32 protein-coding genes are annotated in these 26,467 nt (G+C 42.1%); 27 read left to right on the top strand and 5 right to left on the bottom strand.

Annotated elements, in window-relative coordinates; all coding sequences use genetic code 11:
* Positions 1 to 98 precede the first annotated feature (98 nt).
* The 10 genes from RH85_RS20065 (at position 99) to RH85_RS20020 (ending at position 8,138) form a co-directional block, all read left to right on the top strand.
* On the top strand, positions 99 to 443 hold the full coding sequence (locus RH85_RS20065; RefSeq protein ID WP_006714573.1) for a hypothetical protein: 345 nt from the start codon (positions 99 to 101) through the stop codon (positions 441 to 443).
* On the top strand, positions 440 to 727 hold the full coding sequence (locus RH85_RS20060) for a hypothetical protein (RefSeq protein WP_006714572.1): 288 nt from the start codon (positions 440 to 442) through the stop codon (positions 725 to 727). Before RH85_RS20065 ends, RH85_RS20060 begins: the two co-directional genes overlap by 4 nt.
* Positions 727 to 2,748 carry a replication endonuclease gene (locus RH85_RS20055; RefSeq protein ID WP_006714571.1) on the top strand — a complete coding sequence of 674 codons (2,022 nt, stop codon included), beginning with the start codon at positions 727 to 729 and terminating at the stop codon, positions 2,746 to 2,748. The genes RH85_RS20060 and RH85_RS20055 overlap by 1 nt, the downstream gene beginning before the upstream one ends.
* 68 nt (positions 2,749 to 2,816) lie before the next feature.
* Positions 2,817 to 3,128: a hypothetical protein gene (locus RH85_RS20050; protein ID WP_006714570.1), complete on the top strand. Its 312-nt coding sequence runs from the start codon at positions 2,817 to 2,819 to the stop codon at positions 3,126 to 3,128.
* Positions 3,129 to 3,400: 272 nt separating this feature from the next.
* Entirely contained in the window at positions 3,401 to 3,622 is a 222-nt protein-coding gene (locus RH85_RS20045) for a major coat protein (RefSeq protein WP_006714567.1), read from the top strand.
* A 60-nt stretch (positions 3,623 to 3,682) separates the two neighbouring features.
* Positions 3,683 to 5,170, top strand: a complete 1,488-nt coding sequence (locus RH85_RS22120) for a hypothetical protein (RefSeq protein WP_006714566.1) — start codon at positions 3,683 to 3,685, stop codon at positions 5,168 to 5,170.
* Between the two features lie 2 nt (positions 5,171 to 5,172).
* The gene (locus tag RH85_RS20035) at positions 5,173 to 5,544 is read left to right on the top strand and encodes a DUF5455 family protein (protein ID WP_006714565.1); all 372 of its coding nucleotides are present in this window, start codon (positions 5,173 to 5,175) and stop codon (positions 5,542 to 5,544) included.
* A complete protein-coding gene (locus tag RH85_RS20030) occupies positions 5,544 to 6,623 on the top strand; it encodes a zonular occludens toxin domain-containing protein (RefSeq protein ID WP_006714564.1) in 1,080 nt (359 codons plus the stop codon). The genes RH85_RS20035 and RH85_RS20030 overlap by 1 nt, the downstream gene beginning before the upstream one ends.
* Complete coding sequence (locus RH85_RS20025) at positions 6,598 to 6,786, top strand: hypothetical protein (RefSeq protein WP_006714563.1); 189 nt, start codon at positions 6,598 to 6,600, stop codon at positions 6,784 to 6,786. The genes RH85_RS20030 and RH85_RS20025 overlap by 26 nt, the downstream gene beginning before the upstream one ends.
* 20 nt (positions 6,787 to 6,806) lie before the next feature.
* Positions 6,807 to 8,138, top strand: coding sequence for a secretin N-terminal domain-containing protein (locus RH85_RS20020; protein WP_006714562.1), 1,332 nt, complete (start codon positions 6,807 to 6,809; stop codon positions 8,136 to 8,138).
* A gap of 26 nt (positions 8,139 to 8,164) precedes the next feature.
* On the opposite strand, the gene RH85_RS20015 is transcribed toward RH85_RS20020, so the two are convergent.
* On the bottom strand, positions 8,165 to 8,536 hold the full coding sequence (locus tag RH85_RS20015) for a phage protein (protein WP_006714561.1): 372 nt from the start codon (positions 8,534 to 8,536) through the stop codon (positions 8,165 to 8,167).
* A gap of 234 nt (positions 8,537 to 8,770) precedes the next feature.
* Between RH85_RS20015 and RH85_RS20010 the strand changes: the two genes are divergently transcribed.
* From RH85_RS20010 to RH85_RS20000, 4 genes are read left to right on the top strand one after another with little or no spacing between them, the layout of a single operon-like run.
* Positions 8,771 to 8,956, top strand: a complete 186-nt coding sequence (locus RH85_RS20010; RefSeq protein WP_006714560.1) for a hypothetical protein — start codon at positions 8,771 to 8,773, stop codon at positions 8,954 to 8,956.
* Between the two features lie 13 nt (positions 8,957 to 8,969).
* Positions 8,970 to 9,146, top strand: coding sequence for a hypothetical protein (locus tag RH85_RS23125; protein WP_006714559.1), 177 nt, complete (start codon positions 8,970 to 8,972; stop codon positions 9,144 to 9,146).
* 12 nt (positions 9,147 to 9,158) lie between these two features.
* Complete coding sequence (locus tag RH85_RS20005; protein WP_006714558.1) at positions 9,159 to 9,812, top strand: AAA family ATPase; 654 nt, start codon at positions 9,159 to 9,161, stop codon at positions 9,810 to 9,812.
* Positions 9,802 to 10,125 carry a hypothetical protein gene (locus RH85_RS20000; RefSeq protein ID WP_006714557.1) on the top strand — a complete coding sequence of 108 codons (324 nt, stop codon included), beginning with the start codon at positions 9,802 to 9,804 and terminating at the stop codon, positions 10,123 to 10,125. The genes RH85_RS20005 and RH85_RS20000 overlap by 11 nt, the downstream gene beginning before the upstream one ends.
* 949 nt (positions 10,126 to 11,074) lie before the next feature.
* Here the strand turns inward: RH85_RS20000 and RH85_RS19995 are convergent.
* Positions 11,075 to 11,908 (bottom strand): hypothetical protein, encoded by an 834-nt coding sequence (locus RH85_RS19995; protein ID WP_006714556.1) that lies wholly within the window; start codon positions 11,906 to 11,908, stop codon positions 11,075 to 11,077.
* A gap of 500 nt (positions 11,909 to 12,408) precedes the next feature.
* Between RH85_RS19995 and RH85_RS19990 the strand changes: the two genes are divergently transcribed.
* The gene (locus RH85_RS19990) at positions 12,409 to 13,200 is read left to right on the top strand and encodes a methyltransferase domain-containing protein (RefSeq protein WP_006714555.1); all 792 of its coding nucleotides are present in this window, start codon (positions 12,409 to 12,411) and stop codon (positions 13,198 to 13,200) included.
* Here the strand turns inward: RH85_RS19990 and RH85_RS19985 are convergent.
* Both RH85_RS19985 and RH85_RS19980 read right to left on the bottom strand, forming a co-directional pair.
* Positions 13,180 to 14,016, bottom strand: a complete 837-nt coding sequence (locus RH85_RS19985) for a VUT family protein (RefSeq protein WP_006714554.1) — start codon at positions 14,014 to 14,016, stop codon at positions 13,180 to 13,182. The two genes, RH85_RS19990 and RH85_RS19985, sit on opposite strands and share 21 nt — an antisense overlap.
* The gene (locus tag RH85_RS19980) at positions 14,016 to 14,618 is read right to left on the bottom strand and encodes a helix-turn-helix domain-containing protein (RefSeq protein ID WP_277422405.1); all 603 of its coding nucleotides are present in this window, start codon (positions 14,616 to 14,618) and stop codon (positions 14,016 to 14,018) included. The genes RH85_RS19985 and RH85_RS19980 overlap by 1 nt, the downstream gene beginning before the upstream one ends.
* An 844-nt stretch (positions 14,619 to 15,462) precedes the next feature.
* Here RH85_RS19980 and RH85_RS19970 point away from each other — a divergent pair.
* From RH85_RS19970 to RH85_RS19915, 12 genes are all read left to right on the top strand, one after another.
* Positions 15,463 to 15,774: a TrbC/VirB2 family protein gene (locus RH85_RS19970; protein ID WP_006714551.1), complete on the top strand. Its 312-nt coding sequence runs from the start codon at positions 15,463 to 15,465 to the stop codon at positions 15,772 to 15,774.
* 50 nt (positions 15,775 to 15,824) lie between these two features.
* Positions 15,825 to 16,142 (top strand): VirB3 family type IV secretion system protein, encoded by a 318-nt coding sequence (locus tag RH85_RS19965; RefSeq protein WP_050799220.1) that lies wholly within the window; start codon positions 15,825 to 15,827, stop codon positions 16,140 to 16,142.
* Positions 16,139 to 18,577, top strand: a complete 2,439-nt coding sequence (locus RH85_RS19960) for a VirB4 family type IV secretion/conjugal transfer ATPase (protein WP_006714549.1) — start codon at positions 16,139 to 16,141, stop codon at positions 18,575 to 18,577. The genes RH85_RS19965 and RH85_RS19960 overlap by 4 nt, the downstream gene beginning before the upstream one ends.
* A 100-nt stretch (positions 18,578 to 18,677) precedes the next feature.
* Positions 18,678 to 19,343: a VirB8 family type IV secretion system protein gene (locus RH85_RS19955; RefSeq protein WP_006714547.1), complete on the top strand. Its 666-nt coding sequence runs from the start codon at positions 18,678 to 18,680 to the stop codon at positions 19,341 to 19,343.
* Positions 19,340 to 20,227 (top strand): P-type conjugative transfer protein VirB9, encoded by an 888-nt coding sequence (gene virB9, locus RH85_RS19950; RefSeq protein WP_006714546.1) that lies wholly within the window; start codon positions 19,340 to 19,342, stop codon positions 20,225 to 20,227. The genes RH85_RS19955 and virB9 overlap by 4 nt, the downstream gene beginning before the upstream one ends.
* On the top strand, positions 20,224 to 21,501 hold the full coding sequence (virB10, locus tag RH85_RS19945) for a type IV secretion system protein VirB10 (protein ID WP_006714545.1): 1,278 nt from the start codon (positions 20,224 to 20,226) through the stop codon (positions 21,499 to 21,501). The genes virB9 and virB10 overlap by 4 nt, the downstream gene beginning before the upstream one ends.
* Positions 21,498 to 22,517, top strand: a complete 1,020-nt coding sequence (gene virB11 / locus RH85_RS19940; protein WP_006714544.1) for a P-type DNA transfer ATPase VirB11 — start codon at positions 21,498 to 21,500, stop codon at positions 22,515 to 22,517. Before virB10 ends, virB11 begins: the two co-directional genes overlap by 4 nt.
* A complete protein-coding gene (locus tag RH85_RS19935) occupies positions 22,495 to 22,821 on the top strand; it encodes a hypothetical protein (RefSeq protein ID WP_006714543.1) in 327 nt (108 codons plus the stop codon). The genes virB11 and RH85_RS19935 overlap by 23 nt, the downstream gene beginning before the upstream one ends.
* A 25-nt stretch (positions 22,822 to 22,846) precedes the next feature.
* On the top strand, positions 22,847 to 24,727 hold the full coding sequence (locus tag RH85_RS19930) for a type IV secretory system conjugative DNA transfer family protein (RefSeq protein ID WP_006714542.1): 1,881 nt from the start codon (positions 22,847 to 22,849) through the stop codon (positions 24,725 to 24,727).
* A gap of 8 nt (positions 24,728 to 24,735) precedes the next feature.
* Complete coding sequence (locus tag RH85_RS19925) at positions 24,736 to 25,326, top strand: hypothetical protein (protein ID WP_006714541.1); 591 nt, start codon at positions 24,736 to 24,738, stop codon at positions 25,324 to 25,326.
* 5 nt (positions 25,327 to 25,331) lie between these two features.
* Entirely contained in the window at positions 25,332 to 25,670 is a 339-nt protein-coding gene (locus RH85_RS19920) for a hypothetical protein (RefSeq protein ID WP_138956508.1), read from the top strand.
* Positions 25,657 to 25,965, top strand: a complete 309-nt coding sequence (locus RH85_RS19915) for a hypothetical protein (protein ID WP_006714539.1) — start codon at positions 25,657 to 25,659, stop codon at positions 25,963 to 25,965. Before RH85_RS19920 ends, RH85_RS19915 begins: the two co-directional genes overlap by 14 nt.
* Here the strand turns inward: RH85_RS19915 and RH85_RS22115 are convergent.
* On the bottom strand, positions 25,935 to 26,441 hold the full coding sequence (locus RH85_RS22115) for a plasmid fertility inhibition factor family protein (protein ID WP_138956507.1): 507 nt from the start codon (positions 26,439 to 26,441) through the stop codon (positions 25,935 to 25,937). The two genes, RH85_RS19915 and RH85_RS22115, sit on opposite strands and share 31 nt — an antisense overlap.
* Positions 26,442 to 26,467: the final 26 nt, after the last annotated feature.

Raw genomic sequence — 26,467 nt, 5'->3', positions numbered from 1 at the left:
TCTCGGGCGCTCAATTTGGCTTTGTGGTTCGGGGACGTTTGTCCTTGAAACATTCGTTTAGAACCACTTAGCCAATTCAACTGTTCAAGGTGGTTGTTATGGATTACGAAATTAAGAATGACGGAAAGAAACTAACGTTCCGCCCTAAGTGTTCCCCTCATAGCTACATCACATCGTTTACTAAGCCTTCGGCTAATACCGTTTCTGTTGCTCTTGGTTTCAACTTCCGCGGTCGTGGCATTTCTCACGTTATTGTTGCTGAAACAACAATTTCGCAAGTTTCGTTTCATTACGACGAATTGACCAATTCTTACTTCATCCAGTTCGGTACTGGTACAACGGTTTCAAGTTTCAATTTTCATCACGTTGAGTTGATTGCAGATTTCTTGGGTTACGGCTCTTTAATTGTTCTAGATGTTGAGCATTCGGAGTGTGACCAATGAGCTTATTTAAAGAAGAGCTTTATGAGCAGGCTCCTTTCGTTTTTGTCGGTATCGTAACTTGTGTTGTTTTATATATTGTCATTTTTCATTCTGGTTCCTCTGAGATTTCTCTCAGAGCATATGACGATGTTAGTTCGTTTTATAACATTGAGGCTTGTCAGTCTTTAATTGATTCATCGTTTGATGACCGTGTCATTACCAACGATGAATACTATTTCATTAAGGGTTGTGCTGATGAGCAACCAAAACGCCATTTCTCTACTCTAGTTACGGAGGCTCAATAATGTTACGTACAGTTGAAGTCTCTCCGGGCAAATTCGAAACAATTGATTTCGTTCAGTTCTCTGACCCGAACCGCCTTTCTTATTGGTCTGAGGATGATAAGGATTATCTTTTTGACCACGTTCAAACGTATGTAAATAACGTTTCTCCTACTGCTGACTATAAAGCGAAATGCCGCGCTCAACACGCGCAAATGTTAGCTAATCAAATTCTTGTCATTGATAAATCTGAAACATTCGCGCCGGTTAACAACAAAGTATGTGGTGACTTGTACCGTGCTTGTTTTCGTCATGGTGATTTTAGCCGCCATATGACGCGATCATATTTAGATATTGTAAACAAGAAAGATTCGGCTGCCGCTTTAATTGAACTTGAGGCAGCTCATAACCGCTTGATGATAAACAGCCATAGCGCTGCAATGTCTGATGAGGAAATTAAGGCATTAGCTGCGGCTAAGTCTTTCGCTTTCAAAAAGCAAATTGCCGTTTTGCCAGAGCGCGAGCGCTTCCCTTGTGCCATGCGTTTACTTGATTCGCTTGGCCTATCGTTCCGTGATGAATTAATCAAAGAAAAGAGTAACAAAGGTGAGCTCTTTTCTTTGGTTAATCGCGTTTGTGATGAGGTATTTCTTCGCCGTCAGCTTAGAAAGAAATGCGCTTACACGGTTGAACAGGTTGCACGAGACTTGGCACTTGTTCAGCGTAACAAGCAAGTTTACTGTTCTGATTTTTCTGTTATGCGTCAACGTGAGCGTAATCAATCAAACCGTAATGCATTAGAAAATACGGTTTGTTATGACGCGGATGATATGGATAACTGGTTTACGATTGCTGAGCTTTCTGACAAGTCGGTTTCTAATCCTGAAATCCGCCGTGGTGAAATGTTCACTCGCTTGCGTGGCTTTGAAGAAATTGCGCGCGAAAATGGTCACGTTTCAGCGTTCTATACGTCGACTACCCCTAGTCGCTTTCACGCGGTTTCAAAGGGTAAAGTTAATCAGAACTGGCTGGATGCTCGCAAGCCTACAGCTAAACAAGCTCACACCTACCTATTAGATATTTGGCAAGCGCTTGGCAAGATTCTCGATAAAAAAGGCATCAAGCTTTACGGGATGCGCATCGTTGAGCCACATCAAGATGGTACGCCGCACCACCACTATTTGCTGTTTATGCTTCCTGAACACCGTGACATTGTCACGGCTGAATTCAAGCGTTTAGCCCTTGAAGATTCACCAAATGAAAAAGGCGCTAAAAAACACCGTTTCACTTCTGAATATATTGATTCTGAACGTAGCGCGGTTGGTTACGTGGCTAAGTACCTAAGTAAAAACATAGATGGTAAACACATCGACTCGGACAAAAGTTCGTCGCTGAGTGGTATTGAGGCGGCTGAGCGTGTTGTTTCTTGGGCGCGTGTTAATCAGATTCGTCAATTTCAATTTATCGGTGGTCCATCGGTCACGGTATGGCGCGAAATGCGTCGTTTTAGAGAAGAATTCAAAGAGGATGACGCTGTGCTGACTGACCTTACAGAACCTGAGCATTTCATGCTTGAGAAAATTCGCAAGGCTGCTGATATCGGTGATTGGAAAGACTTTTGCGCGGCTATGGGTGGTGTTTTTGTTAAGCGCAAAGACCAGCCTGTGCGCGTTCAATATAACGCCCCTGACGCAATCGAAAAACTATTAGCTTCGGGCGAATACTCTCCTACTCGCTTTGGTGACGCCGCTCAAGGTCGCATCAATGGCGTAATGTTTAAACAGATTTTTCTTTGCACTCGCTTCCGCAATTGGCAAACGGAAAACAAAGAGAAGTTCCTAGCTGCTCAAGAGCAAATCATGACAGGTGTTGTGGACTTCTTTGACGCTCTGGAACAAGAGAAAGAATACGAGCGCATGTGTGAGAAGCGATTCCAAGAATATGAGGACGCTTGCGCATATTACGAGGAGCTTGAGGCTCTCTTGCTCTTCGGCGATTTCGATGCCTGTGCTCAATGGGCGCAGCCCGTTGGGCATAGGCATTGAAATTGCCCTTGGACTTGTGTCAATAACTCCCGCTTTTAAAAAAACTGAAATATAGAGGACTCGAAAAAATGAAATTAGAAGGCATGATTTTAGATGATAGCGACATCATCCAAGAGACAAAAACTGACCGTGGAACTGGTCAGCAAATTCAGATTGGTAAGCTAAATCTAATCACTACTAACCCTACGTCAACGATTGAAGTAAAAATCGGCACTGACCTATGGAATGGCGGTGAAGGCGGTAAAATCCTAAAGCAATTCATCGGTAAGCGCATGAATTTTGAAGTGGAATATAAAGCATTCAGTTTCGGTAATGACGAAGGTAAGCACGTGTCTTTGACTGGCTTCCACCTGTTCGCATTGCCAGAAAGCAATAAGTAAGAATTAAGCCATGACTGATATTCAATTTAATCAGCTAATCGCACTGCTCGAAAATTTCCAGCTTATGGTCTTTATCGCGCTTTGCGTGGTTATTCTTGGTATCGGTTGGTTTATTGGAGGGCAACGCTAATGTTATCCATCGAATTTATGGTTGGGTCATTTGGTTCATCGCTTGTCCTCGGTTATGTAATCGGTAAACAATTTTTGATTTTTAAACAAGCAATTGAGGTATCCACCTCTAACTAATGGTTTTCTAAAAAGGAGAATTAACCATGAAAGTACAAAACGTAACTAAAGCAACTCTTATTGTTGGCGCTCTACTTGGCTCTGCAACTGCCTCTGCTGCTCTACCAGCGGAAGCGGAAGCGGCTTTTACAGCGGTTAGCACGTTCGCAACTGACGTTATCGCCGCTGCATGGCCTATCGTAACACTTCTAACGGTTGGTTTTATCGGTATGAAACTATTCAAGAAAGCTGCAAACAAAGCAAGCTAACTTTTTTTTATCAGTGGGGCGGCGTTGCTGCCCTACTTTCTTTAAATTTTAGGTGAACAAATGAACATTAAACAAATCATCGTTTTATTACTTGCATCTCTCGGTGCTTCGTTTAGTGCTCAGTCGGCCATTGTTCAGATTACTTCTTTGGATTCTAATTATTTCATTGAGGGTTGCGCTCTTAGCGTTGGTCTTACGATGGATGACAACGTTTTTAAAAATTATTGTAACGGTAAGACCTTTGTTCGTTTCGGTTCTCGCAAGGGGGCGGTCTTAAATATGACTTATGGTGATTATCGTATAGGCGCTCGATATGTTGACGGCAATAAGGCTAAACAGGCCGTCATTGGTGGCATGGTTTACGTCTCAAGTTGTCCGGCTGGTCAACAAATGGTTAATGGTGTTTGTGAAGAACCTGTTGTTTGTGAGGGTGATACTGTTTTAAATCCTGATACTGGCCTATGTGAAAATATCCCTTTCTGCGACCGTCAATCTACCATTGACCAAATTATAGATGCTGATAATGAGTGTCATGTTCAGGGTGGTACTTTTGTTGCTGAGTGTAATAACGGTAACGACCTCATAGATCCTTTTTTAGACCTTAAATGTGTTATGGCTGCTGATTGTGTTATTGGTTCTGCTCATTGGCCTGAGTGCTTAGCAGACCTTGACCCAACTAAGCCAGTGACCCCACCAAGTGGTGGTTTTAATCCCGACAATCCTGACACGTCAAATCCTAAGCCGCCAGGTTTCGATAAGCCTGAGCCTGATGACGTTATTCCAGAGGAAACGACTGATACTGCGGTATTGGAAGCAATTCAAAATATGAACCGAGATCATAACGCTGCGGCTACCGCTCTGAATACTGATTTAAACACGGGTTTTTCTGATGTTAATAATAAGCTCAGTCAGTTGAGTAAAATTAATAATGAAATCGGCGTCACTATTGATAAGCAAATGAAGCAAGATTTTGATATTCACGAGGCTGAAAAACAATTATTACTCCAACAGACGGGTGCGATTATGGCAGGTGATTCTAGTATTGTCGGTGCTATCAACAGTCAAACCGATAGCGCTAGTGCAGATACTAGAGCCATTATTAGCAAATTAAATGAGACTCGTCCCTGTGACCCTAATACAGACCCTTTAAGTTGTGAGGGTGCTTCGGGCATGAATTCAACGCTTGTTAAGACGACTACAGACCAAATCAATGATTCCGTTAATAGCAGCTTTGCTGTTGTTGAGGCTGAAATCACTCAAGCGGCTAATTCATATTTAGATGAATCAAGGCTTTCACCGATTAAGGGGTATATGGATAGCGCGGCTGATTTGGCTATTCGTGCTTTGCCTGATATTGGTGATTGCACTTCTTTCTCATTGCCTAGTCCATTTGGTGGTTCAATTGATTTTGGTTGTGAATTTTCCGTTAAGTTTAAGGCTATCGCTTCTTTCCTTATGTATATCTATACCCTTTGGACTTTGATAGACATTTTACTTAACGGTGTAACGCCAGTCTCTGGCACTGTCCCTTATCTGAATAGGCGCTAATTATGGCTGTTCCAGTAGTGTTATTACCTATTATTTCATCGATTGGCAATGCTCTAAAAATACCAGCGATTGCCTTGTTTCTTGGTCAGTTGGCCTCGACGGTTCTTGCATGGTTTGCGGTTCGTTTAAGTCGTGGTCTAGCAATTAATTTAACTGTTCTCACGATGATAATTGCGCTCGCGGCTTCGATAGCGCTTGGCATAACTTTAATTATCGAGGGTTTATCTTATGTGTCCCCTCCTGGTTTAAGTCAGGGGTTTTCTTATTTCGTGCCATCTAATGCTGTTCCTTGTTTGAGTGCTATTTTTTCAGCCCGTATTATTCGCTGGGTTTGGCAATGGCAATTTTACGCAATTACTAAGATTTCAGGCTAATGGCTGTTTATTTCGTAACGGGAAAGTTAGGCGCTGGCAAATCGCTCATTTCGGTTGGTCGTATCCGAGATGCATTTTTTCGGGGCGTTCCTGTGGCTACTAACCTCGATATCAAGCTTCATTTCATGCTTGGGCGTAACAAGAAAAATACGCGCCTGTATCGAGTGCCTGATAAGCCAACGATTAAGGATTTAGAGGCATTAGGAAAAGGTAATACTTCTTATGATGAACGTAAAAATGGGCTCTTGGTGCTCGACGAATGCGGTACATGGTTTAACTCACGCACTTGGAACGACAAAAGCAGGCAGGACGTTATCAACTGGTTTCTCCATGCTCGTAAACTTGGATGGGACATTATCTTTATCGTGCAGGACATTTCAATTGTCGATAAACAAGCTCGTCTCGCACTGGCTGAGCACACAGTGTTTTGTCGTCGTCTCGATAGAATGCAAATCCCCATTATATCGACTTTGATTAGGGTTGTTTCTCTCGGTCAATTAAGGCTGCCATTACCAAAGCTGCATATCGGTATTGTGAAATATGGTGATAGCGCTCAATCCCTTACGGTTGATAAATGGCATTTGCTTGGTACAGACCTTTACGCCACTTACGACACTAAACAAGCGTTTTCAGACCATTATGACTGCGGTACTTATACTGTTCTTCCATCATGGTATACGCATGGTCGATATACCGTCCCTTATACATTAAGGAATATTATGCGTATTACGAAAATTCATTTCCGCAAGTATTCACGCATTGCCATGTTCGCGGCTGGCGCTATCGCTTCATTTGCGATTACGGAATTAGTTTCGCCAGAGCCACAAGTGCAGCAAGTCGCTTCTGCTGACAACGTCGAAAAATCTATCGATATAACCAAAGTCGATTTAACGGGTTATCAGATTGTCAGTTACATGCGAATGCCTAATCAGCCACTTTATTTTGAAATAGACAAAAACGGCACACGTTTAAACAGTGTCGAATTATCAGCGCTTGGTTATACGTTTGAACCTGTCTCGCGCTGTCATATCAACCTCATTCAAGGTGAGTCTTATGAGCAAGTCTTCTGTAAGTCCTAATGATAATTCCTTTCATCGTATCGCTATTTTAGCTGTTGTTGCTATCAAGCTTGGTTGGATTGCTGCAACTGTATGTTTAATTATTAATGAGCATCAATATTGGGCAATCGTGACATTTATCTGCGCTCTTTGTGTTGGTTATTCGGTGCAGTCTAAAGGCTAGATTAAATGGAGACGACTACTATGATTTTGCTTTTAAAAAAGAAAAACAAAAAAGAAAAAACTTATTGCTCGCGGAGCGAATATATACAGCGCCCCACTCTGCTAATCAGACATTTGTGCGTAAACCATTGGAAAACAGCTTTATCGTTTTACAAGGTTTTCCACATTATGGCGCTATCTGCACTCTTCACGGTTTCACCTTATTTACGTGCTGAGCCTGCTGTGTTTGAAACATCGAACACGCCTATTGCTGAATTTGTTTCGTGGGGTGCTCGTGAGTTAAATCAGTCGATTGTTGTTGGTGCTGGCGTTGTTGGTACGGTGAGCTTTACTGCGCCAAATTTAGAAGAAAGTGAGTACGCTTCATTTTTTAATAACGTATTAAGTGCGCATGGCTATTACGTGACGTATGAGAATGGCCTCTATGTCGTTAAGCCGCTGGATTCATCGATACAGAATATTGAGCCCGCACTAGTTAAGCTCTATCGATTAGCTCATGTTCGTAATACTAAGATATCTGAGTTGTTGCAATCGACGTTATCGGCAACTAGTAAGCAGATGGTAAAGGATAGACCTGCGCATAATTTTACGGTTGAGATATTACCCTCCACTAATGGCTTAATCGTGACGGGAACAAGTGACCAATTAGAGCAAATCGACGTTCTAATATCTGGAATCGATACGCCACAAAGACAAGTTTTCATAGAGGCGATCATTACTGAAACTTCTATCGATAATTCTCAAGAGGTCGGCGTTAATATGCAGATTGCCTTGAAAAACGCTGGCTTTGTTACTAATACCTCGATTATTGATTTAGCGACTGATAACGCAATGATATTTACGGGTGGTGATTTTGAGGCGCTAATCAAGGCGGTTAAGACCAATGAGAATACGGATTTGCTTTCTCGGCCTAACATCTTGGTGATGGATAGAGAGCGCGGCTATGTAACGGTGGGTCAGAACGTGCCGTTTTTGGTTTCAAAGGAAGTCACAGACGGCGGTAATACTATTCAGCAAATTGAGCGGCAAGATGTGGGCGTCTCTCTTGAGGTTGTGCCTCATGTTATCGAGGATAGAATAGTTTTGCAGATTAATCAGGAATCTCAAGCCGTTACAAATTCCTCGATAGCCTCGGATATCATCACCAATAAGCGAACATTGCAAACGGTTGTTAACGTTAAGGATGGGCAAACAATAATGCTCGGTGGCCTTATATCGAGTGATGAACGCCAGCGCGTTTCAGGCGTTCCGGTTCTAAAGGATATTCCCTATCTTGGCGCTATATTCCGTTCTGAGCGTACTGAGCGCGTTGATAAGGAATTAAGGATAGTAATCAAGTCTACGATATTGTGATAAAGGGAGCTTATGCTCCCTTTTTCTTATTTTGTTTTTACGGTGCTAATGGCTCTCGATAGTTTTAATAGTTGTGTTGAGGTTTTGATTTCTAGTTCTGAATTGATCTCAATAAGGGCGAGTCCGGTGAGTATTTGTTGCGGTGATACCAAATCTCCTGTTGGTATCCTGAGTTTTGAGTTTTCCATTTTAAACCCTTGCCATTCTTTATTTGATGACAGTTCTAGTCTTCTGTGCATTCTCATTAGTCTTTTGCACTCGTTAGGTATCAATTTTCCCTTGTCCCACTCTGTGACGTTTCTCACGGATTTAAAACAAAGTTCAGCGGCTTCTTTTACTGATAAATGGCATTCAAATTCACGAAAAATATAGTTTTTGGTCATTTCGTGATACTTCATGATGGAATCTTCTAAAAGGCGAAGATTCTATTAAGTTATTGATTTTTATAATGTGAGTTGCATTGAACATAAGGGCACATAATCTGCCTCTAGGAATGACATGCGGTATAATGCTTTTAAATCACCTCTTTTATTCTTATAATTACAATAAATATCATATACATGATATTTATATTGCATAACATAAATATTATATATATGATATTTATGTTATCGCGACTGAGGGGAAATAAGATGGAGCAATTCGACGTGGATATTTTTTACTACATGGGTTTATCACTGTTAGTGATTGTGTACCTGATACTTTTTACAGGCGTACTACCAACACCAAGCGACAAACATAAGTACATTACCGTTGGACTTGGCTTGGTGCTTTCAATCTGCCTGTTTTTTGTATTTCCGGCTTTACTGACGAATTGAAGGAAAACAGGTTATGGAGCTACTAGAGAATAATGTCCACTACGTTTTTGGGCTTGCGATTGCTGTTTTAGTTATAGCTATGTTTGCTTACTTGCAAGGAGCAAATGTAAAAGTGCTAGTAAAGGGCTTTTTTGGGGTTTTTGTGTGTAGCTTGATCGTGATGGCTACCTTGTTGGTAAACCAAATTTAGAAGGAATAGTCTATGAGTAAGCTTATTTTATTAGGTCATCAAAAAGGAGGGGTTGGAAAATCCAACACTGTTATTAATTTGGCTTGTGCTTTGGCACATGAGCATTATCAAGGGAAAACGGATCGTATTTTATTAATTGATGCTGACCCACAGAAAACACTTTATCGCTGGAATCAGCGTCGATTAGAGTCTGAATTGCCTGATTTCCCATGCATTTGTTTGGAGGGTAATATAACAAAGCAGCTGAAGCATGAACTTAAACAATATGATTATATTATTGTCGATGCGGCTGGTAGAGACAGTCGAGAAATGCGCAGTGCAATGCTAGTCGCGAATTTGATGATTATGCCGACAAAAGCCAGCCAAGCAGATTTGGAGTTGTTAGAACACATGGCCGAAACTGTTGAGCATGCACGTGATTACAACCCCGATCTAAGCGTGTCGATCTTTATTAATATGGCGCCAACAAACTCTACAGAAGAACGACAAGCAGCTAAGAAGCTATTAGTAGAATATCCTGAATTTAAACTGATGCGAACTGTAGTGGCAGATAGAAAAGCTCATCGTGATGCTTTTGGTGCTGCAAGAGGTGTCCATGAATGGAAAGATAGTAAAGCTAAGGCTGAGATTAGTTGCTTGTTAAAGGAGTCGATAAATGCTTTCTAGAGCAAAGTTAAAAGAACAGGAAAACAAAATTAAAGATGCTTCAAGTTTTGTTGATGGAGCTGAACCTAAGACCTCAAACCCTGTCGGGCGTCCCAAAATAATCGCAGAAAAGAAACAACCAGTTACGATGTCACTGACAAAAACAGAAGTAGGTTATCTTGATTCTATACCGAAAAGACTGAACGCAATCTCATACTCAAAGGGAGATGAGTTAAGTCTAGATCGCTCAAATTTTATAAGAAGCATTGCTATAATGGCGCAAGAATTTTCTGATGAAGAACTTTATGAATGGTTTTCGATGTTGCATAAATAAGATAAATACAATAAATATCTTATTTGTTGTATTTATTGATGGCATTTAGCTTTCGTGACGGAATTTTCTGGGGTTCCGGCGTAGAACCCCTTCCAGATGACTTCAATACCCGCCCTAATAGTTACAGCGTAACACTAGCAATGTATTCAGTAATGAAATGCAGAGAGCAAGATCTGTTAAGATCAAAAAAGATCTTGCTGACTACGGCTGTCACTTTTTATGAGTCGCTGTGCGACGAATACAGAACGCGCTCGCGTAGCGAGTAAGAAGCTTTGTAACCGCGTTTTATAATCCCTGAATGGGTCGACATAGCTAAGGCGTAAAAATCAACCTCTTTCCCCTGCTAGACCCGCGAAGCGGATAATGTGGTCACTGTCGTTAAATTATCCACTGTTGCTTTTGTGTGGTTCCACGAAACCAAGCGTACATGTACAGAAGTTTCCTGTCGGATGACAAAAGAAAGAACCAGCGCAGCCAGCTAGTGCGCTATATGAACAGTTGTGTTTATAACGTAATGCTGGCTGTAGGTATCTTGGAGCGAAGCGACTGCTTTTAGAGGATCGATCAAGTTGAACGTGGGGGCTGAGACTGACGCGCTATCGCTTGTCGGCTTCGCACTGTCTCTACATTTCCGCTACGCTCCAATATAGCAGCCAGCACGAACCATAACTAAAGATTACTTCTCCTATATTTATTTAAGTATTTATATACATACAAAGTTTAACTACGGAGTACACATAACCGCAGTAGCTCTTTTAGGTTATTTCTATAAACCATTACTTGCACTACCTTTTAAAAAGATGGCCATATCAAAACTAACATCGCGCAAAAGAGAACGTACTAAGCCGGAAAACCGATGAAACACCGGCTTGTTTTGGTTAATTTTTGACCGATAGCTTAATATAGGTGCGACGAAGCCTCCGCCGTTAAGCGGATACATGCGGATTTCTTAATGAGGATGTAAGGATAGCTGTTCTTGAGCTTGGTAGCTCGATAACCAGCTCGATGTATTACCCGTGTATTCATTTAATCGAGAGGCGTTAAAAATCTCTTGAATACCCGATGCGATCGTGCGGAAGTTTAACCAATCAAAGCGTAAGCCTTGTTTGGTTGCTCGTTCACGAGTGGCAATAATAAGCTGACAGATATTTTTGTACTTAGTGGTGACTTTTAAGTCATTGAAGAATTTAGCCGTGAACTGCTTATAGCCAGCCGCACTACGAACTGTTCCGTTCTCGTCGTCCACACACACGTTGATCCGTTCAGTGTAAACGTAAGAGGCACGTTTTAGGTACTTCATAACTTTAGCAAACGACTTAGGCGATATGAACTCACCCCAACGTAAAGCGTAATCTTCTTGCAATTGGTCATAGCTGATAGTCTTGAGTCCTGCCTCAGTCGGCAAACCTATGCGACCGCCTATCAAATCGGTATTAGGTAGAATACACGCTAAAGCTTTTGCTATTAGCTCCCTACACTGAATATTATTGACGGCTGCACCGCCCCAAGCAAAAAGACTAGGGAAGCGTTGAGGGTTAGTGATGTATTCCTCGCAACCTTTTAGGATATAGGCGTACTCATGCGGTAGATCTACCCATTCACCTGAACGAAGCAAACGACGTTTAGAAAAACCAAACTTAAAGTTAGGGGTGGTTTCTTGCTCGCGTGAAACAACTTCATGATGCAATTCAATCAACTCATGCTTACGAGCCTTACGCTTTGCTCGATACGCTTTGTCGTATTCAGCTTTGGTAAGAGTTTGAGGGGGATTATTGACTAACATTTGACTCACCCTCTAAGCCATAACCTAAACAGATATCATTAAGATAGCCATTATCATTACTGGTTATTACTTGAGTTCTGAGTCTGAGTTTTGCTTGCAATTGGCAAGACAGAAAAAGTCTGTTCATGTTTTGATTCCGATCGATTTAAGGGTTGTTTGGTTTCTCACGCCAAACAATGAAACATCAATTTACACAAGATCTCGTTAAAAATCAAACAGTAAAAAACACAGATACAAAAAAGCCGCCTACGATCGGTAAGGCGGCTCTTTGCGAATGCTATCTAGTTGGATTGAGGGTCCAACACACTCTACTTGAGCTAAGGACACTATATAGAACAAGCTATATAGCGTGTGCTTTATATAATGCACTATGACGCTCAAGATGTTTAAATTATAGTGGAAACGTACTTCCTCATCAAGTCTTTTTGTATTCCATTTATTTTATTTCTGGTAATGTTTACTCGATAACCTATCAGTTTTAATCACCATAAAGAGAAAATATGTATAAAAATTACGCTAAGGAATATTATACGAATGGCATTGTTCAACAAGATGCAGCACTGGAACTATGTGATTTACTTCCCTACAAACCCCAAAACGTGTTAGATGTTGGCTGTGGCTCTGGTCGGGTTTCTGAAATTTTTTACAGCCGAATGAATCCAATTCAAATGATAGCTATCGATAAATCAAGCGAAATGATTAAAGAGGCGAAAAAAAACAAAGATAGCCATGTAATTTACAAGCACAAAAATATTGAAAACTTAGATCTAAGCGTAAACTTTGATGTCATTGTATCCAACTCATCCATTCAATGGTTTTCAAATATAAACAAATCGCTATTAGTAATAAAGTCCCTATTATCTGACAACGGAAGCTTTTATGTGCAATCATCGTTTAAAAAAAACTGGTGCCCATCAATAACTGTTATGATAGATGATTTTTTTCGTGATGAATTCCCTGAACTTAAACCATCATTCACCTTCCCTTGCATGCACCTTGAAAACCTTGTCGATTATAGTGAGTTATTATCTAACAATGGTTTTATTATTAATAATCTATATAGCAAAGACTTTAAGTACTGTGTTGATAGAGATGGTTTTTTCAAGATTTTTAAATCAGGAGCAATAAAAGCATATTCCAATCAATCTAACTTCAGCGTCCCTCTTCCTGATGGATATTACGATAAATTAATAAAATATGCTTATAATTATTATGAACACTCTGACAGCATTAATCTTGTTATGCCGAGAGTATTTATAGAAGCAAAAAAGTCAAAACTTAATTCTCTTTGACAAAAACCAAGTCGTGTAATAAAGCAAAGGTATCAATGCTAATGCAAAGATGACTTTCATTTGAAAATTTGACAGAATAAATAAATACGTTTCAAATTTAAATAAATTATCAAATTTGAAAAATGAAATCCAAAAAACCGTAAAAAAGAACTGACTAACCAAAGTGGAAAGAATCGATCTCAACCATAACGAGCGATTCATAGTCAAAAACTTTATTTTTTGAAAAATCTTTGCATTAATTTGATCTGCGATTAATGAACAAATGCCGTTAATAAAACATAATTTAACCATACCATCAAAAACCACCTTTTGATAATCAGTATCGTTAGAAACAGCGGGAAACAGAGATGTTGCATAAATCAAGCCTCCAGATATAAACATTAATACCGCATTAATAAGAAGAGTTTTCCTAGCAGCTAAATAACCATAGGATTGACAAATTGTATCAATAAACAAAAAAGATAAACAAAAAAACAAGATACCACCTGGTTGCTTCATGCCGAGTATCGTAATTTCTCTTGGGGCTAATAGTACTGATATGAACATACACATATAGAATAAACATCGCAACATACTCAGATAAGATACATTTGACGTTTTGTATATCGACACTCCCCCCCACAATCCGGTTTCAACAACTAGATCCGACTTGTACCTTTGTTTGTACAAATCTACTATTTCTAATTTATCATCATTGTTGAAGTATTCAATCATTTGACTTTCAACAACAAAAGCCAATGATGACGTGTATTCATTTCCATTGTTATCTGTATATTCAATATCGTTGTTATTTAACTTATATATACTTAGTTGCATTAAGTAATCTCAATCTTTCGTATGTTACCACTAACTATTGTAAATATAATCATTCCTATAACTTCGTAATCATATATATTTACTATTTTTTCAAGCGTTTTTTTCATCAGCCATTTAGATTCATAAACACAGTTTACTCTCATTGCAATAAAAAATTCATTGTCTTTCCTTAAAACATACTCTCCATCTGTATTATTAAAATCACCTGTAGTTACTACTATTGAGTTTTCATTATATGGCGAATGTGTAAAACCTTTCCAACCTAAAAGATTACTACTAGATATACTTTTTTCATTGTCATATACAACTATCGAATTTGTTGTTTTATTTTTAATTATATCAAAAACTCGAATATTATTTTCTGAAGGGCTATCTATACTTCCTACACCGTCTACAAGCCATGTTTCAGAAATACCTAGATGCTCTGAGAGCATTTTAATGAATTTTTTTGGATTTAATATCTTGTTATTTATAACCCTCGATATATAACTTTTTGAGACTCCTGTCTCTCTTTCTATATCGGAAGGCGTCTTTCCTCGCATATGTATAGCCATTTTAACTCTACTACCAATGCTGTCGAACGACTCTTTTTTAAATAACACTGTATAGACCCCCGATAATCGTAAATCTTTTCAAACAGTGCATTTTCACATAAATTCATTTATTAATCATGCACTTATAACAGAACTTAAGTCAACTTTGTTTACATTGCATGTAAACAAAGTTGACTTTTGATTAATATTCTTGTTAAATAACTCTTATACAAGCATTTTTCTCACATGCTTGGGTTCTTTAAAAACTTGTGCCACGGCAGACATGACACCGTACCGAAAACGTTGAGACAACGTATTTTGTGCACAGTTCATCTCGACGACGAATGCCCAGAGAATAATTCGTCAAACACACCCCACGTTTAGCAGACGGTGGCTAGGGGCGGTTTATTGCCTAGAAAACCTTAATGTGAATAGGCTTCTTTATCTCTTTTTTTTATAAGTAAAATGCAAACCAAAGTTTTAAAACATAAGCCTACACAGGCTGTAATTGTTCAAGTGCGCAGCACTCGATTTGTTACCAAACCAAAGCGTTCACAACCAATAACAAAAGGTCGTCGATTCAAACGATCGTTATCTGCGTATGAGAAAGCGTTGCGTTCAGCGAATGCGATCAATCGAAAAACTGATCCGCTTCGCAACTTGGGGTATATGCCTCAAGAATTAGACGATTACTCGTCTCTAAAAATGCTTGATTTACTCTCGTGAGTAAATTCATCAAGGGTTCGCCCTTATTGCTATTGAAGTTAACCTATCTTCAATTCGCCGTGGCACAAGATAAGGCTATGCCTTCATCAAAACCATACTCAGCATAAAGCCGCTTATTGTTCACTCAGTAAGCGGCTTTTTGGTGTGTATGGTACACACCTTTATGGTTTTTAAAGAGCACACAACAATGACAAACTCTTTTCATTCTCTCTCTACTCGTCAGATTAATATCTCGCTTGCCGTGATTCTGGCGGCTTTTTTTCTACTTGACCCTGAGCTGGCACACGCTTCTGGTGGGTTGTCAAAAGTCAACGACTTCATGGATAACATCGCCTCAATTCTACGTGGTGCATCCATTGCATCCGTGACTGTTGCCTTAATGTGGGCGGGCTACAAATACCTGTTTCAAGACGCTACCGTTATGGAAACCCTTAACATCGTCGTGGCTGGTCTACTCATCGGTGGTGCGGGTGAAATTGCCCGTTACCTCTTGGGATAATGTTCAATATCAACGCTCACACTGTGAGCGTTTTTCTTTTGGGAGGCGCGATGAACGAACCCATTTTTAAAGCCTGTACTCGAACTGCGATGATTGCAGGTGTCCCCACTAAACCCCTAATTGTCTCTGTCGGCATCATCCTTCTGGTTGTGGTGTGGCTTAACTTTCTGTTCTATTTGCCGCTACTGTCACTTTTGATTTTGATACCTCATTACCTGGTAATGCGATTCATAGCCAAGCGCGACGATGCAGCCTTTAACTTGCTGTGGCTCAAGTTCTTATGTCGTCGAAAAAGTGGACGTAACGCCACATTCCACAACGCAGCCGTTTACAGTCCGATTGAATTTAAAAAGCGAGGTAAGCAATGAACGCGCAAACCAAGTACGCCAGTGAGATTAACAAGGAAGCGCAGCTTGTTAATTTCATTCCCTATTCTTCACACCTAAACGACACCACGTTAACCACCATCGACGGGGCAATGATGCGCGTGTTCCGTGTTGAAGGTATCTCTTTTGAAACTCGTGATAATGACGAGTTAGAGTTGGCATTTGAAAGGCTCAATAGCCTTCACAAAAGTTTATCTGAAAACAACCTTTCACTATGGGTTCACGGCATACGCCACCGCGTACCGAACTCAATCGAAGGGGAGTTTGATAATGTATTCAGTGCCACTTTTGATAAGCGTTACAACCGTGACTTTAACGATGATGTGTTAATTAACGAGTTATACATTACCGCGGTACAGCGCGCTGAACGTGGCGCACTGTCTAAAAAGCTATCAATGAACATTGAGGCGGTGACTTCTCGCATAGAGGCACAACTCGAAGCGTTTGATGAAATCGCACATCGTATTCAAACTAACTTATCGAGCTATGTGTGCCGAACTCTCGGTGTCACTCATTCTGGTATCTCTGAGCCATTAACCCTGTTTAATTACTTACTGACAGGTCAATGGCAAACCGTGAAAAAGCCTATCGGCGAAGTCCGTTCTGCCTTGGGGAATGCATGGGTTCGCGTTGCCAAAGAAACCATAGAGTTAAATTGCCTAGGGTCATCTCGATACATGCAGGGCATCGATATCAAAGAGTATTGCCAGCAAAGCAGCTCTGGTCTTTGGAGTGCCTTTCTCTACGCCCCTTATGAGCTGATATTGACTCAAAGCATGAGCTTCATGACGCGCAAGAAAGGTTTAGGGTATTTAAAAGCCCGTAAACGTGCATTGGCTAACTCAGGCGATGGGGCAATCACCCAAATTCAAGCGATGAATCAAGCTATGAATGATTTATCCGATGGTCAGTTTGCAATGGGGGAATATCACTTCTCTTTAATGGTGATTGCTGACACGGTTGAAAAGGCTCGCCAGTATCGCGGCATGGCTGAAAAAGCCTTGAGCGATAAAGATGTGACACCCGCCGTCATTCGCCTAGCGACCGATGCTGCTTTTTTTGCGCAGCTTCCTGCTAACTGGCAATACCGCCCACGAGTGGCCGGCATCACCAGTAAAAACTTTGCACACTTTGCGCCATTATTTGGCTTTTTGGTGGGTAAGCGTGACGGCAACCCGTGGGGCTATGCGGTCACACGATTAAAAACCCCATCTGGTCAGCCGTTTTACTTCAACTTTCACCAATCCCCACAAGGGGTAGATAGTTTTGGTAGAAAGCTGGTTGGTAACACAATAGTCATCGGCATGACAGGAACAGGCAAGACCGTGGCTCTGGGTTTGTTTTTGTGTCAGGCGCAAAAATACGCACAAGGGGATGAATTCTCGACGGTATTCTTTGACAAAGACCGTGGCGCAGAAGTGGCAATACGGGCGTTAGGCGGTCGTTATTTCAAAGTTCAAAACGGTCAGCCAACGGGCTTTAATCCTTTTCAGATAGAGCCTACCCCACAAAACCTGACCTTCTTGAAAAACTTTGTGAAGCTTTTAGCTCATTCGCCGATTAAGCCCCTGACGGAATTTGACCAACAATCCATCAGTCGCGCGGTTGATACAGTCATGGGTATGCCAAAAGAGTTACGCGCAATCACAACCGTAATGCAAAACATTGCGGTAGGGACAAGCAAAGAAGAAATCGAAAACAGCATCAAGCTTCGCCTGAGAAAGTGGTGTCGTGGGGGGGAGTTTGGTTGGGTATTCGATAACCCAACCGATGAGCTGGATTTTACCGTGGCGCGTAATATCGGCATTGATGGAACGGAGTTCTTAGATAATGACGCGGTACGCACCCCTATTTCCTATTACTTACTGCACCGTTTAAATGATGTGATTGATGGACGGCGACTCATGTACATCATGGATGAAGCGTGGAAATGGGTTAACGATGATGCCTTTACAGAATTTGTTGGTGACAAGCAGCTCACCATTCGTAAGAAAAACGGCTTTGGTGTATTTGCTACACAGCTCCCTTCATCACTCCTTGACTCACCCCAAGGGGCGGCATTAGTGCAATCTAGCCCAACGCAAATCTTCTTACCGAATCCCAAAATGTCATCCGAAAAGTCGTATGAAGAATACACCAAAGGATTTGGCTTAACCGATAGGGAATATCACCTATTAAAAGGCTTTGGTGACACGAGCCGATTGTGCCTGATTAAACAAGGTGGTCACTCTGTGGTTTGTAGTCTTGCGATGCCTGATATGGACGATGAACTGGCAATATTATCCGCTGGCACAGACGAGCTTCCATTGTTCGAACAAGCTATAGAGGAAGTAGGTGAGAGTCCTAGTGACTGGATACCTGTTTATCTAGAAAAAGTGAGACAAGCAAAAGCGGTGAAAAAACAAGCCTCATTATAAGGAGTTATCTTGAAACTGCTCATTCTTTGTATCGCGCTTGCCCTCAGTGCTTGCGCTGCCCCCGATTATCAACACGCCCCAATGGAGAAAATTAATATCCATGAGTAAATCAACTGCAACCCCTGACGCGCTCGATTTTGAAGCGTCAAAATCGGTCATGCTGGCAAAGTCCGAACATCGAGCTTGGACGATAACAAAAGGGGCATGTGCGTTAACAGGGCTATCGTGGATAGCCCTTGCTCTTTTAATGCCTTTGAAAACGGTTGAACCTTATCTTGTCACCGTCGATAAACAGTCCGGTCAAACACAACTGTTGGCCGCGCTGAATGAAACCACCTTTACGCAGCAAGAAGCATTAGACCGCTACTGGATAGCGAACTACGTAAGCTGGCGTGAAGTTTACGACTGGTACACCATCCAGCGCGACTACGATATGACACTGGCGTTCTCAAGCCCCAATGTACAAGCCGAATACGCCGCCATTTATGACGGGGATAACGCCCTTGACGCAGAGTGGGGGAAGCGTATCAAAGCCAACATTAAAATATTGAGTATCGTCAGTGACGTTCACACCAATATCGCTACAGTACGCTTTGAAAAAACCATCAAAGCCACCGATGACGCAGGGCAAGGGCAAACTCAGCGATGGGTTGCCACTCTTGCCTATAACTACAACCTCTCGCCACGCTCAGACGCAGAGCGATTGTTAAACCCAATCGGCTTTGAAGTCACAAGCTACCGCGTAGACCCTGAGTTAATACAATGAGAAAAATCACATTAGCCCTTCTTTTTTGTGCCTACTCTTTTCCGACTTTAGCTCTTGATATTCCATATCAATCCGCACGTGACAGTAACATTCAGTACAGTCAATACCGTGATGATGATGTGGTTCACATTACCGCCGTCACTGGCATGGTGACGCAGCTCATCGTTGATAAAAGCGAAAAGCTTGTGCATGTCGAAACAGGCTTTCCTGACGGATGGCGAGTGGAAAAGCGCGATAACAACCTCTTTATCTGGCCGCAATCTGCCAAAGGGATTGAGAGCTACATTGACTATGAAGGAAAGGAAGTTAGCAAGGAAATCAGCATACAACCCAACCCGAAAGAATGGCGCACCAACTTAATGGTGGTGACAGATAAGCGCAATTACGCCTTTATCTTAACCTTGGGGACAGGCACACGAGGCATGAGAGCCAACACCTACCGCTTAACATTCCTTTATCCAGAAGAAAAGGCAAGGCAAGAGGCGCAAGCGAAAGCCGCACAAGTAGAAAAGCTCAAACGCGAACAAGAAATCAGACCAAAAAATCTGAACTACTCAATGCAAGTAGGAAAATTCTCACGCTCTATTGCCCCTAAAGCGGTCTACGATGATGGTCGATTTACCTATCTCACCTTTGCCTCTAATGCTGAAATACCCGCTATTTTCATGGTTGCAGACGATGGGAAAGAAACCTTAATTAACAGTCACATCAACCCTGTCGCCCCAGATACCGTTGTGATTCAACGTATTGCCAAAACCTTTGTGCTCCGTCTTGATGATGCGGTAGTCGGTGTACATAACATGGGCTTTGGTGCTTTACACGTAGATAACCAAAAAGCGACAACCCTAGAAGCGGTTGAGCGCGTTGTCAAGGAGGTCAAATGAATGATGATTTTGATGGCGAAGCCGTCCTAGAGGCATCAACACCCAACAAAACGCCGCCTGACAAAAAGAAGGTGGCGTTTTTTTTAGTCGGTTGTGCAATCGCTCTCGCGGTCACTGCCTTGTTGATTTTTGGCATCGATGGTGAAGGGGAGGACGTGGCAACCAAACAGAGCAGTGACCGAACTTCAACCACAGCGCAAACCGTCAGCGATGAAAACAAGGTTAAGCGGTCATTTGAGTTTAACGATGTGCCGAAGCCCTCGACGGCAAAAGAAAAAGTCGAAGGCAAAAAGTTTGATACTGATGAACCCGCCAGCGACAAGGTAGACCTTGAAGCGATACGCCAACAAGCCTACCTTGACGCAAAAGCAGAGTTTGAAGCCGCGCAAAAATCCCAATCCAAGGTCGATACGGTGGATGGGTATCGAGGTGACGGCGCATCAAGCGAGATAATCAAAACTCGCATTTTAGACAAAAGCAGTAAGCCGCAAGGAGGCGGGGGCAGTGGCAGTGGTCAAGAGCTGGGTATCACCCCAAACCTTGCCAATTTACCCAATCCGTTCCAACAATCCCCCACTCAAACCACATCCGCTTTTGGGTTATTCGATGAAAGCAGTGAGGGGCAGGGACAACAAGGCGGCGGGGCGTTAAGCGGCATGTTGTCAGGCACAAAAAGCCCAAGAGCTGTCGCAGCCATGCTCTACAACCGTGACTTTCTGCTGGCTAAAGGGGTATTCATCGATTGCGTGTTAAACACAAGCATGGATTCAACCGTTGCTGGCATGACCAAATGCACCTTAACCCGTGATGTGTTTAGTGACAACGGTACAACCTTACTGCTTGAGCGAGGCTCAGAAGTGACAGGGGAATATCGTGCCAACTTCTCACAAGGTCAAAGTCGTTTGTTTGTGCTGTGGGACAGAATCAAAACCCCTCACGGCGTGATAGTCAATCTTGATTCGCCAGCCACGGATAGCCTCGGTGCGGCGGGTGTATCGGGTCATGTTGAAACGCATTTCTGGGCGCGATTTGGTGGGGCTATGATGCTGTCACTGGTTGATGATTTAGCCGCCTACGCTGCCACCAACGGCGGTCAAAGCGTCAATAACTTTGAAAACTCATCAGAAGCAGCGCAAACCATGGCAGCCAAAGCCTTGGAAGCAACTATCAATATCCCGCCGACCTTCTACAAGAACCAAGGCGAACGTGTGGGGATATTCATCGCACGTGACATTGATTTTTCTACCGTGTACCAATTAAGAGCCATGCAATGACCCAATATATTGATAATGATGCCTCAGTGCGTTTTTTGTTTGAGCCGCTTTCCCCTTGGCTTGGTGATGAAGCGATTACTGAAATCGCCATTAACAGACCAGGTGAAGTGTGGATTGAAAAACATAACCAATGGACACGCTTTGACGTTCCAGAGCTGACGTTTGAACACCTGTTAAGTATGGCAACCTCGGTTGCCGCTTTTACCGATAACAACATCAGCGTCATAACCCCCGCGTTATCTGCGGTACTGACCAAAGGTGAGCGTGTTCAGTTTGTGATACCGCCAGCGTGTAGCCCTAACACGGTGAGCGTCACCATCCGTAAGCCGTCACCTTTTACGCGAACGACCAATGACTACGCCAACGATGGTTACTTTGAGCACATAAGACCGATTCAAAATGTGTTACTACCGCATGAAGCTGAACTTCTTCACCTTAAAGACACCGATGTGTATCAGTTCTTAATCAAAGCGATTCAGTTTGAAAAGAACATCGTGATAGCAGGGGGGACGGGCAGCGGTAAAACCACCTTTATGAAAGCGTTGATGGAGCATATCCCCTCTCATACACGCATTATCACTATCGAGGACGTACCAGAGCTATTTTTACCCAATCACCCAAACAAGGTACATCTGTTTTACCCAAGTGAAGCAATGCCACACGAACCTGTTACCTCAGCCAAACTACTCAAAAGCTGTCTACGCATGAAGCCTGACCGCATCATGCTGGCAGAGCTACGTGGGGCAGAAACGTTTGATTTTATTAACGTGAACGCATCAGGGCATGGAGGAAGTATCACAAGTTGTCATGCCAATAGTGCAGAGCTTTGCTTTGAGCGATTGGCAATGATGGCGATGGAAAACCCACGCGGACAGGCTCTACCTTATGACGTGATTAAGCGTCTTTTGTACCAAGTGGTGGATATTGTTATTCACGTCACCAATGACGTGCATTCGAGCGAGAATCTAGGTCGTCATATAACGGAGATTTGGTATGACCCAAACAAAAAGAAATAACAGAAGCCAGCTTGCCGTAGATTTTATTCGCTACGCGTTCAATGCCTTTGCCTCATTCATCAAAATCTTTGCCGTACAAGCTGGCGCAGCTTTCCTCTTTGTCTTTGTTGTACTCGACGAGCCAGCATTAACAACACTGATAGAACTGCCTATCAATGATTTGATTGCCCTCAAAGATGGGGGAGTATTCGTGTTATTTCACCTCAGCGTCATTACTACTTTTGGCTGGCTTATATGGCGAGACAGTGAGCGAGTGACGGTAAAAATCTATCAAATTCTTCGTACCTATCGCAAAGCCAGCTAACTGCTGGCTTTTTCATGGAGGCAATATGCCAACAAAAAAAATCGTTGGAATGGTGCTTGCCATTCCGGTGTTATTTTGCGCCGCCCTCTATTTATCAGGCGTGATTTACTTTGTGATGAATGACGGCAACCTTGCGCTTGTCACTCCCTTAACGTTTGTGTGGCACTGGCTTGATTACCACGAACACGAACGTTACCAAGAGTCGTTAAACCTTTCCGCATTGATGGGGTTTGGCAGTGTCTTTTTGCTTCCTATCCTCGCTATTTTTCACGAGAAAAAACCGTCCTTGCATGGTGATGCAAGCTGGGCGACCCTTTTAGAAATCGCGAAAAACAAGCTCACCAAAGACAAAGACGACGGCAAAGATATTTTAATTGGTCGCATGGGTAAGAAGTTCTTGTACTACACGGGCAACGCCTTTGTCTTTCTCGCCGCAGCAAGCCGTACAGGAAAAGGGATAGGCATCATCATTCCCAACTTACTGCGCTGGACGCAAAGCTGCGTTGTCACCGATTTCAAAAAAGAAAACTTCGCTATTACCTCCAAGTTTCGACAAGTGGTGTTAAAGCAAGAGGTTTATCTCTTTAACCCGTTCGATGAGTCAGGCGAAACGCACCGTTACAATCCACTTGGGTATGTGCGAGGTGGTCACTTAACCATTCCAGACCTACTGACGATTGCTGAAATGCTCTTTCCGACTGACACAGGGGATGCGGTATCAAAATACTTTGCTTCTAGTGCGCAAAACCTCTTTGTAGGACTCGCATTGTACTTATACCAGACCCCGAGTTTGCCGTTTACCATTGGAGAGATTTACCGCCAATCCAAAGGTAAAGGTAAGCCAATCAAAGAACATCTTGAGGAAATCCTATCCAGTCGCCCTGATTTAAGCCCTGACTGTATTGAAGCCTTACAAGACTTTCTCGCCCTAGACGAAGAAAAAGGGCAATCAGGCGTAATGAACACCATGAAAGCCGCATTGATTGACTGGAAAAACCCATTATTTGATGCAGCAACCAGTGCCAACGATTTCAGTTTTCACGATTTGCGTAAAAAGCGCATGACAATATATATCGGTATCACCCCTGATTACATTCCCGTATCAGGCCGTATCTTGAATCTCTTTTTTAGCCACCTGATAAACCTCAACACCAAAGAGTTGCCAGAACAAAATCGAGAGCTGAAATACAAAGTCTTGCTACTTATGGACGAGTTCACGGCAATGGGGCGCAGCGCGATCATCGCAAAATCCAATAACTACTTTGCAGGTTACGGATTACAACTGCTCACCATCATTCAAAACCCTGCACAAGCCGAAGCGAAAGAGCCAGAAGGGTACGGTAAAGACACATCAAAAACGCTAATTAGCAACCATGAAGCGCAATTGCTCTTTACCCCTGAAAAAGAGGATGCAGAAAGTATCTCAAAGTTTTTAGGCGATACCACCGTCAAGGTAAAAAGCATTCAGCGAACATCAGGGAAAGGCGGCAGAAGCATTACTGTAAGTGAAACCAAACGCGCCTTAATGCTTCCCCAAGAGCTGCGCGAAATGCCGTTTGAAAAAATGATCATAATGATGCGCGGTAAAAAGCCCATTTACTGCGACAAAATCCATTACTACCAAGAATCACCCTTTATCGACCGCCTCAAGGCTATGTCACCTTCACTGGGCGCGATTAAAGGCATTCCGACAAAAGCGCAACTGGACAATGCGATCGCGGCAAGAGAGCTACAAATTGAGATCCCTATTCTCAGCGCACCTATTTCACCGATGGATTTGTCATCCCCATTAGATAACTTACCAGAAGAAGCAAAGAGCAAAGATCCGCAACCCGAATCCAATCAGGAAGCATTGGAAGAATTAACCAACGTCACCTATGAAGACGACGACTTACCCGACTTTTGAGGAATATCATGCAATACGCTTTGATGAGATTTGATGATGAAAGTTTTGACCCGATTATTGACTCTCAAGAGTTACACGCGCTGCATCAAGGGCTACCCAACATCAATCACACAGAACCAACCAAAGACCACGAAAAAGAGCTTGAGCGCATTATTGTGTACGGCTCATACATGCCTCAGCCTGATTTAAAATTTCCTCGCAGCGAAATTAGAAAGCAGTTAAAAGAGGGGGTAGGGAAGTGGCTAGCCCACATGAATGGACTGGATGTTCAATACCTTAAAATTGAAGACATAGTGCCTTTTTTTGACGTCACTATTATGAGTTCAGGCGGTCATTATCCTAAGCCTCATGCTACCCCTAATATCGCCTTTGCCGCCCTAGTAAACCTCCCTACAGGGTTTAAGTTTCACCCTACATTTGCAAGCAGTGCATTTGTTCGATGGTCACACATGGATATTTTAAGCAACGTCCTCAATCGAGATGGATTATACGCGCTGATCGCACCAGAAAAGCGATTTAAAAAATCATTAACCACGCAGAACTGGCGCAACCGAATCGATCAACCACGAGCGATCAAACTTGCTCAAAAATGGAGGTAATAGCATTGTCAGTTTTAAATTATCAACACGCCTATCTTGAAATAAGAAAGCTTATGGCACTACAACTCAACGTTTTGATAGGTAATTGGTTAGATGAGCCAGAAAACAAAACCAGTCCTTATCAGAGCAGAATGGACGAAGCTTTAGCTTTGAGTTGTCGCCTATGTGACCAACCAATCGAAGATACGCCAGAATTGCATGAGCAAACCATAGACGAACTTATTTCTTGTATAAACACTTTGGTAGAAGTGACAGAAGGAACAGATGCTTACCTACATTTAATTCCTTATTCAACAATATATTCCGACATTCTCAGATTTGGAGATGAGCATGACAACATTTAAAGCACTGTTATTTCGTTTTTTAAAGCGCATTAATGCGTTACCCGAACATATCATCGATGCAAGAAGCCTTGATGATGGTCGAGGGCTAGAAAAACAGCTAGATGAATATCGAGAGTTGCTAGAAGCCATTGAAAAAGAAACAGGTTTTTTCAGTTCAGAACTAGGCGTTTTTTCTATTAACCACGCAGAAGGATTAGATGATTATTTATCCTATCTATATGAGCTACGCTTTGGCAAAAATCCAACACCAGAGACTGCTATTAACTATTTGCGCCACAAACCATCATTTAAATAAGTAATTAATTCATTATTTGAAAAAACCTTAGAACCCTTTATTCCGATATATTTATACAAGTATTCTGCCGTTTTTTTATTGAACGCGAATAAAGGAAAATTTTTTGCACCATTCGCTAGCAACCAAACTGTTCTAGTAATTCCATCAGTAAACCCAACTCTTGGATAATCATAATTAGCTTGCATAACAGCCAAAGGTACAGGGTTTTCTATTCCATGACTAAAGCCACGTTCAGCATGATGAAACTTGTAATCTTTACGCCATGCTTTTTCGTTTCCTCTAGCTAATTCAGGAGCAACACCACTGCCGCCTTTAAACCAAACCGACTCAAATCTATATCTGTCTACAAATATAACAAAGTAACAATCCTCATCAGACGGTTGTAATCGCTGTTTCATGTACACCATACCGTCATTAATTGGAATGTGAAAAACAGCGTAGTCATAGCCATGACATTTCCTTTGTTCAATTTTCATAATTACTACTTTTTCATATAAAGGAG

The organism is Vibrio ichthyoenteri ATCC 700023, assembly GCF_000222605.1.
Taxonomy (GTDB): Bacteria; Pseudomonadota; Gammaproteobacteria; order Enterobacterales; family Vibrionaceae; genus Vibrio; species Vibrio ichthyoenteri.
This window is presented reverse-complemented; position numbering and strand designations above follow the sequence as displayed.

What these genes read in the sequence shown, in the direction of transcription:
- RH85_RS20065 (WP_006714573.1), top strand. Translation starts at nt 99, where the DNA reads ATGGATTACGAAATTAAGAATGACGGAAAGAAACTAACGTTCCGCCCT.
- RH85_RS20060 (WP_006714572.1), top strand. Translation starts at nt 440, where the DNA reads ATGAGCTTATTTAAAGAAGAGCTTTATGAGCAGGCTCCTTTCGTTTTT.
- RH85_RS20055 (WP_006714571.1), top strand. Translation starts at nt 727, where the DNA reads ATGTTACGTACAGTTGAAGTCTCTCCGGGCAAATTCGAAACAATTGAT.
- RH85_RS20050 (WP_006714570.1), top strand. Translation starts at nt 2,817, where the DNA reads ATGAAATTAGAAGGCATGATTTTAGATGATAGCGACATCATCCAAGAG.
- RH85_RS20045 (WP_006714567.1), top strand. Translation starts at nt 3,401, where the DNA reads ATGAAAGTACAAAACGTAACTAAAGCAACTCTTATTGTTGGCGCTCTA.
- RH85_RS22120 (WP_006714566.1), top strand. Translation starts at nt 3,683, where the DNA reads ATGAACATTAAACAAATCATCGTTTTATTACTTGCATCTCTCGGTGCT.
- RH85_RS20035 (WP_006714565.1), top strand. Translation starts at nt 5,173, where the DNA reads ATGGCTGTTCCAGTAGTGTTATTACCTATTATTTCATCGATTGGCAAT.
- RH85_RS20030 (WP_006714564.1), top strand. Translation starts at nt 5,544, where the DNA reads ATGGCTGTTTATTTCGTAACGGGAAAGTTAGGCGCTGGCAAATCGCTC.
- RH85_RS20025 (WP_006714563.1), top strand. Translation starts at nt 6,598, where the DNA reads ATGAGCAAGTCTTCTGTAAGTCCTAATGATAATTCCTTTCATCGTATC.
- RH85_RS20020 (WP_006714562.1), top strand. Translation starts at nt 6,807, where the DNA reads ATGATTTTGCTTTTAAAAAAGAAAAACAAAAAAGAAAAAACTTATTGC.
- RH85_RS20015 (WP_006714561.1), bottom strand. Translation starts at nt 8,536, where the DNA reads ATGAAGTATCACGAAATGACCAAAAACTATATTTTTCGTGAATTTGAA.
- RH85_RS20010 (WP_006714560.1), top strand. Translation starts at nt 8,771, where the DNA reads ATGGAGCAATTCGACGTGGATATTTTTTACTACATGGGTTTATCACTG.
- RH85_RS23125 (WP_006714559.1), top strand. Translation starts at nt 8,970, where the DNA reads ATGGAGCTACTAGAGAATAATGTCCACTACGTTTTTGGGCTTGCGATT.
- RH85_RS20005 (WP_006714558.1), top strand. Translation starts at nt 9,159, where the DNA reads ATGAGTAAGCTTATTTTATTAGGTCATCAAAAAGGAGGGGTTGGAAAA.
- RH85_RS20000 (WP_006714557.1), top strand. Translation starts at nt 9,802, where the DNA reads ATGCTTTCTAGAGCAAAGTTAAAAGAACAGGAAAACAAAATTAAAGAT.
- RH85_RS19995 (WP_006714556.1), bottom strand. Translation starts at nt 11,908, where the DNA reads ATGTTAGTCAATAATCCCCCTCAAACTCTTACCAAAGCTGAATACGAC.
- RH85_RS19990 (WP_006714555.1), top strand. Translation starts at nt 12,409, where the DNA reads ATGTATAAAAATTACGCTAAGGAATATTATACGAATGGCATTGTTCAA.
- RH85_RS19985 (WP_006714554.1), bottom strand. Translation starts at nt 14,016, where the DNA reads ATGCAACTAAGTATATATAAGTTAAATAACAACGATATTGAATATACA.
- RH85_RS19970 (WP_006714551.1), top strand. Translation starts at nt 15,463, where the DNA reads ATGACAAACTCTTTTCATTCTCTCTCTACTCGTCAGATTAATATCTCG.
- RH85_RS19965 (WP_050799220.1), top strand. Translation starts at nt 15,825, where the DNA reads ATGAACGAACCCATTTTTAAAGCCTGTACTCGAACTGCGATGATTGCA.
- RH85_RS19960 (WP_006714549.1), top strand. Translation starts at nt 16,139, where the DNA reads ATGAACGCGCAAACCAAGTACGCCAGTGAGATTAACAAGGAAGCGCAG.
- RH85_RS19955 (WP_006714547.1), top strand. Translation starts at nt 18,678, where the DNA reads ATGAGTAAATCAACTGCAACCCCTGACGCGCTCGATTTTGAAGCGTCA.
- virB9 (WP_006714546.1), top strand. Translation starts at nt 19,340, where the DNA reads ATGAGAAAAATCACATTAGCCCTTCTTTTTTGTGCCTACTCTTTTCCG.
- virB10 (WP_006714545.1), top strand. Translation starts at nt 20,224, where the DNA reads ATGAATGATGATTTTGATGGCGAAGCCGTCCTAGAGGCATCAACACCC.
- virB11 (WP_006714544.1), top strand. Translation starts at nt 21,498, where the DNA reads ATGACCCAATATATTGATAATGATGCCTCAGTGCGTTTTTTGTTTGAG.
- RH85_RS19935 (WP_006714543.1), top strand. Translation starts at nt 22,495, where the DNA reads ATGACCCAAACAAAAAGAAATAACAGAAGCCAGCTTGCCGTAGATTTT.
- RH85_RS19930 (WP_006714542.1), top strand. Translation starts at nt 22,847, where the DNA reads ATGCCAACAAAAAAAATCGTTGGAATGGTGCTTGCCATTCCGGTGTTA.
- RH85_RS19925 (WP_006714541.1), top strand. Translation starts at nt 24,736, where the DNA reads ATGCAATACGCTTTGATGAGATTTGATGATGAAAGTTTTGACCCGATT.
- RH85_RS19915 (WP_006714539.1), top strand. Translation starts at nt 25,657, where the DNA reads ATGACAACATTTAAAGCACTGTTATTTCGTTTTTTAAAGCGCATTAAT.
- RH85_RS22115 (WP_138956507.1), bottom strand. Translation starts at nt 26,441, where the DNA reads ATGAAAATTGAACAAAGGAAATGTCATGGCTATGACTACGCTGTTTTT.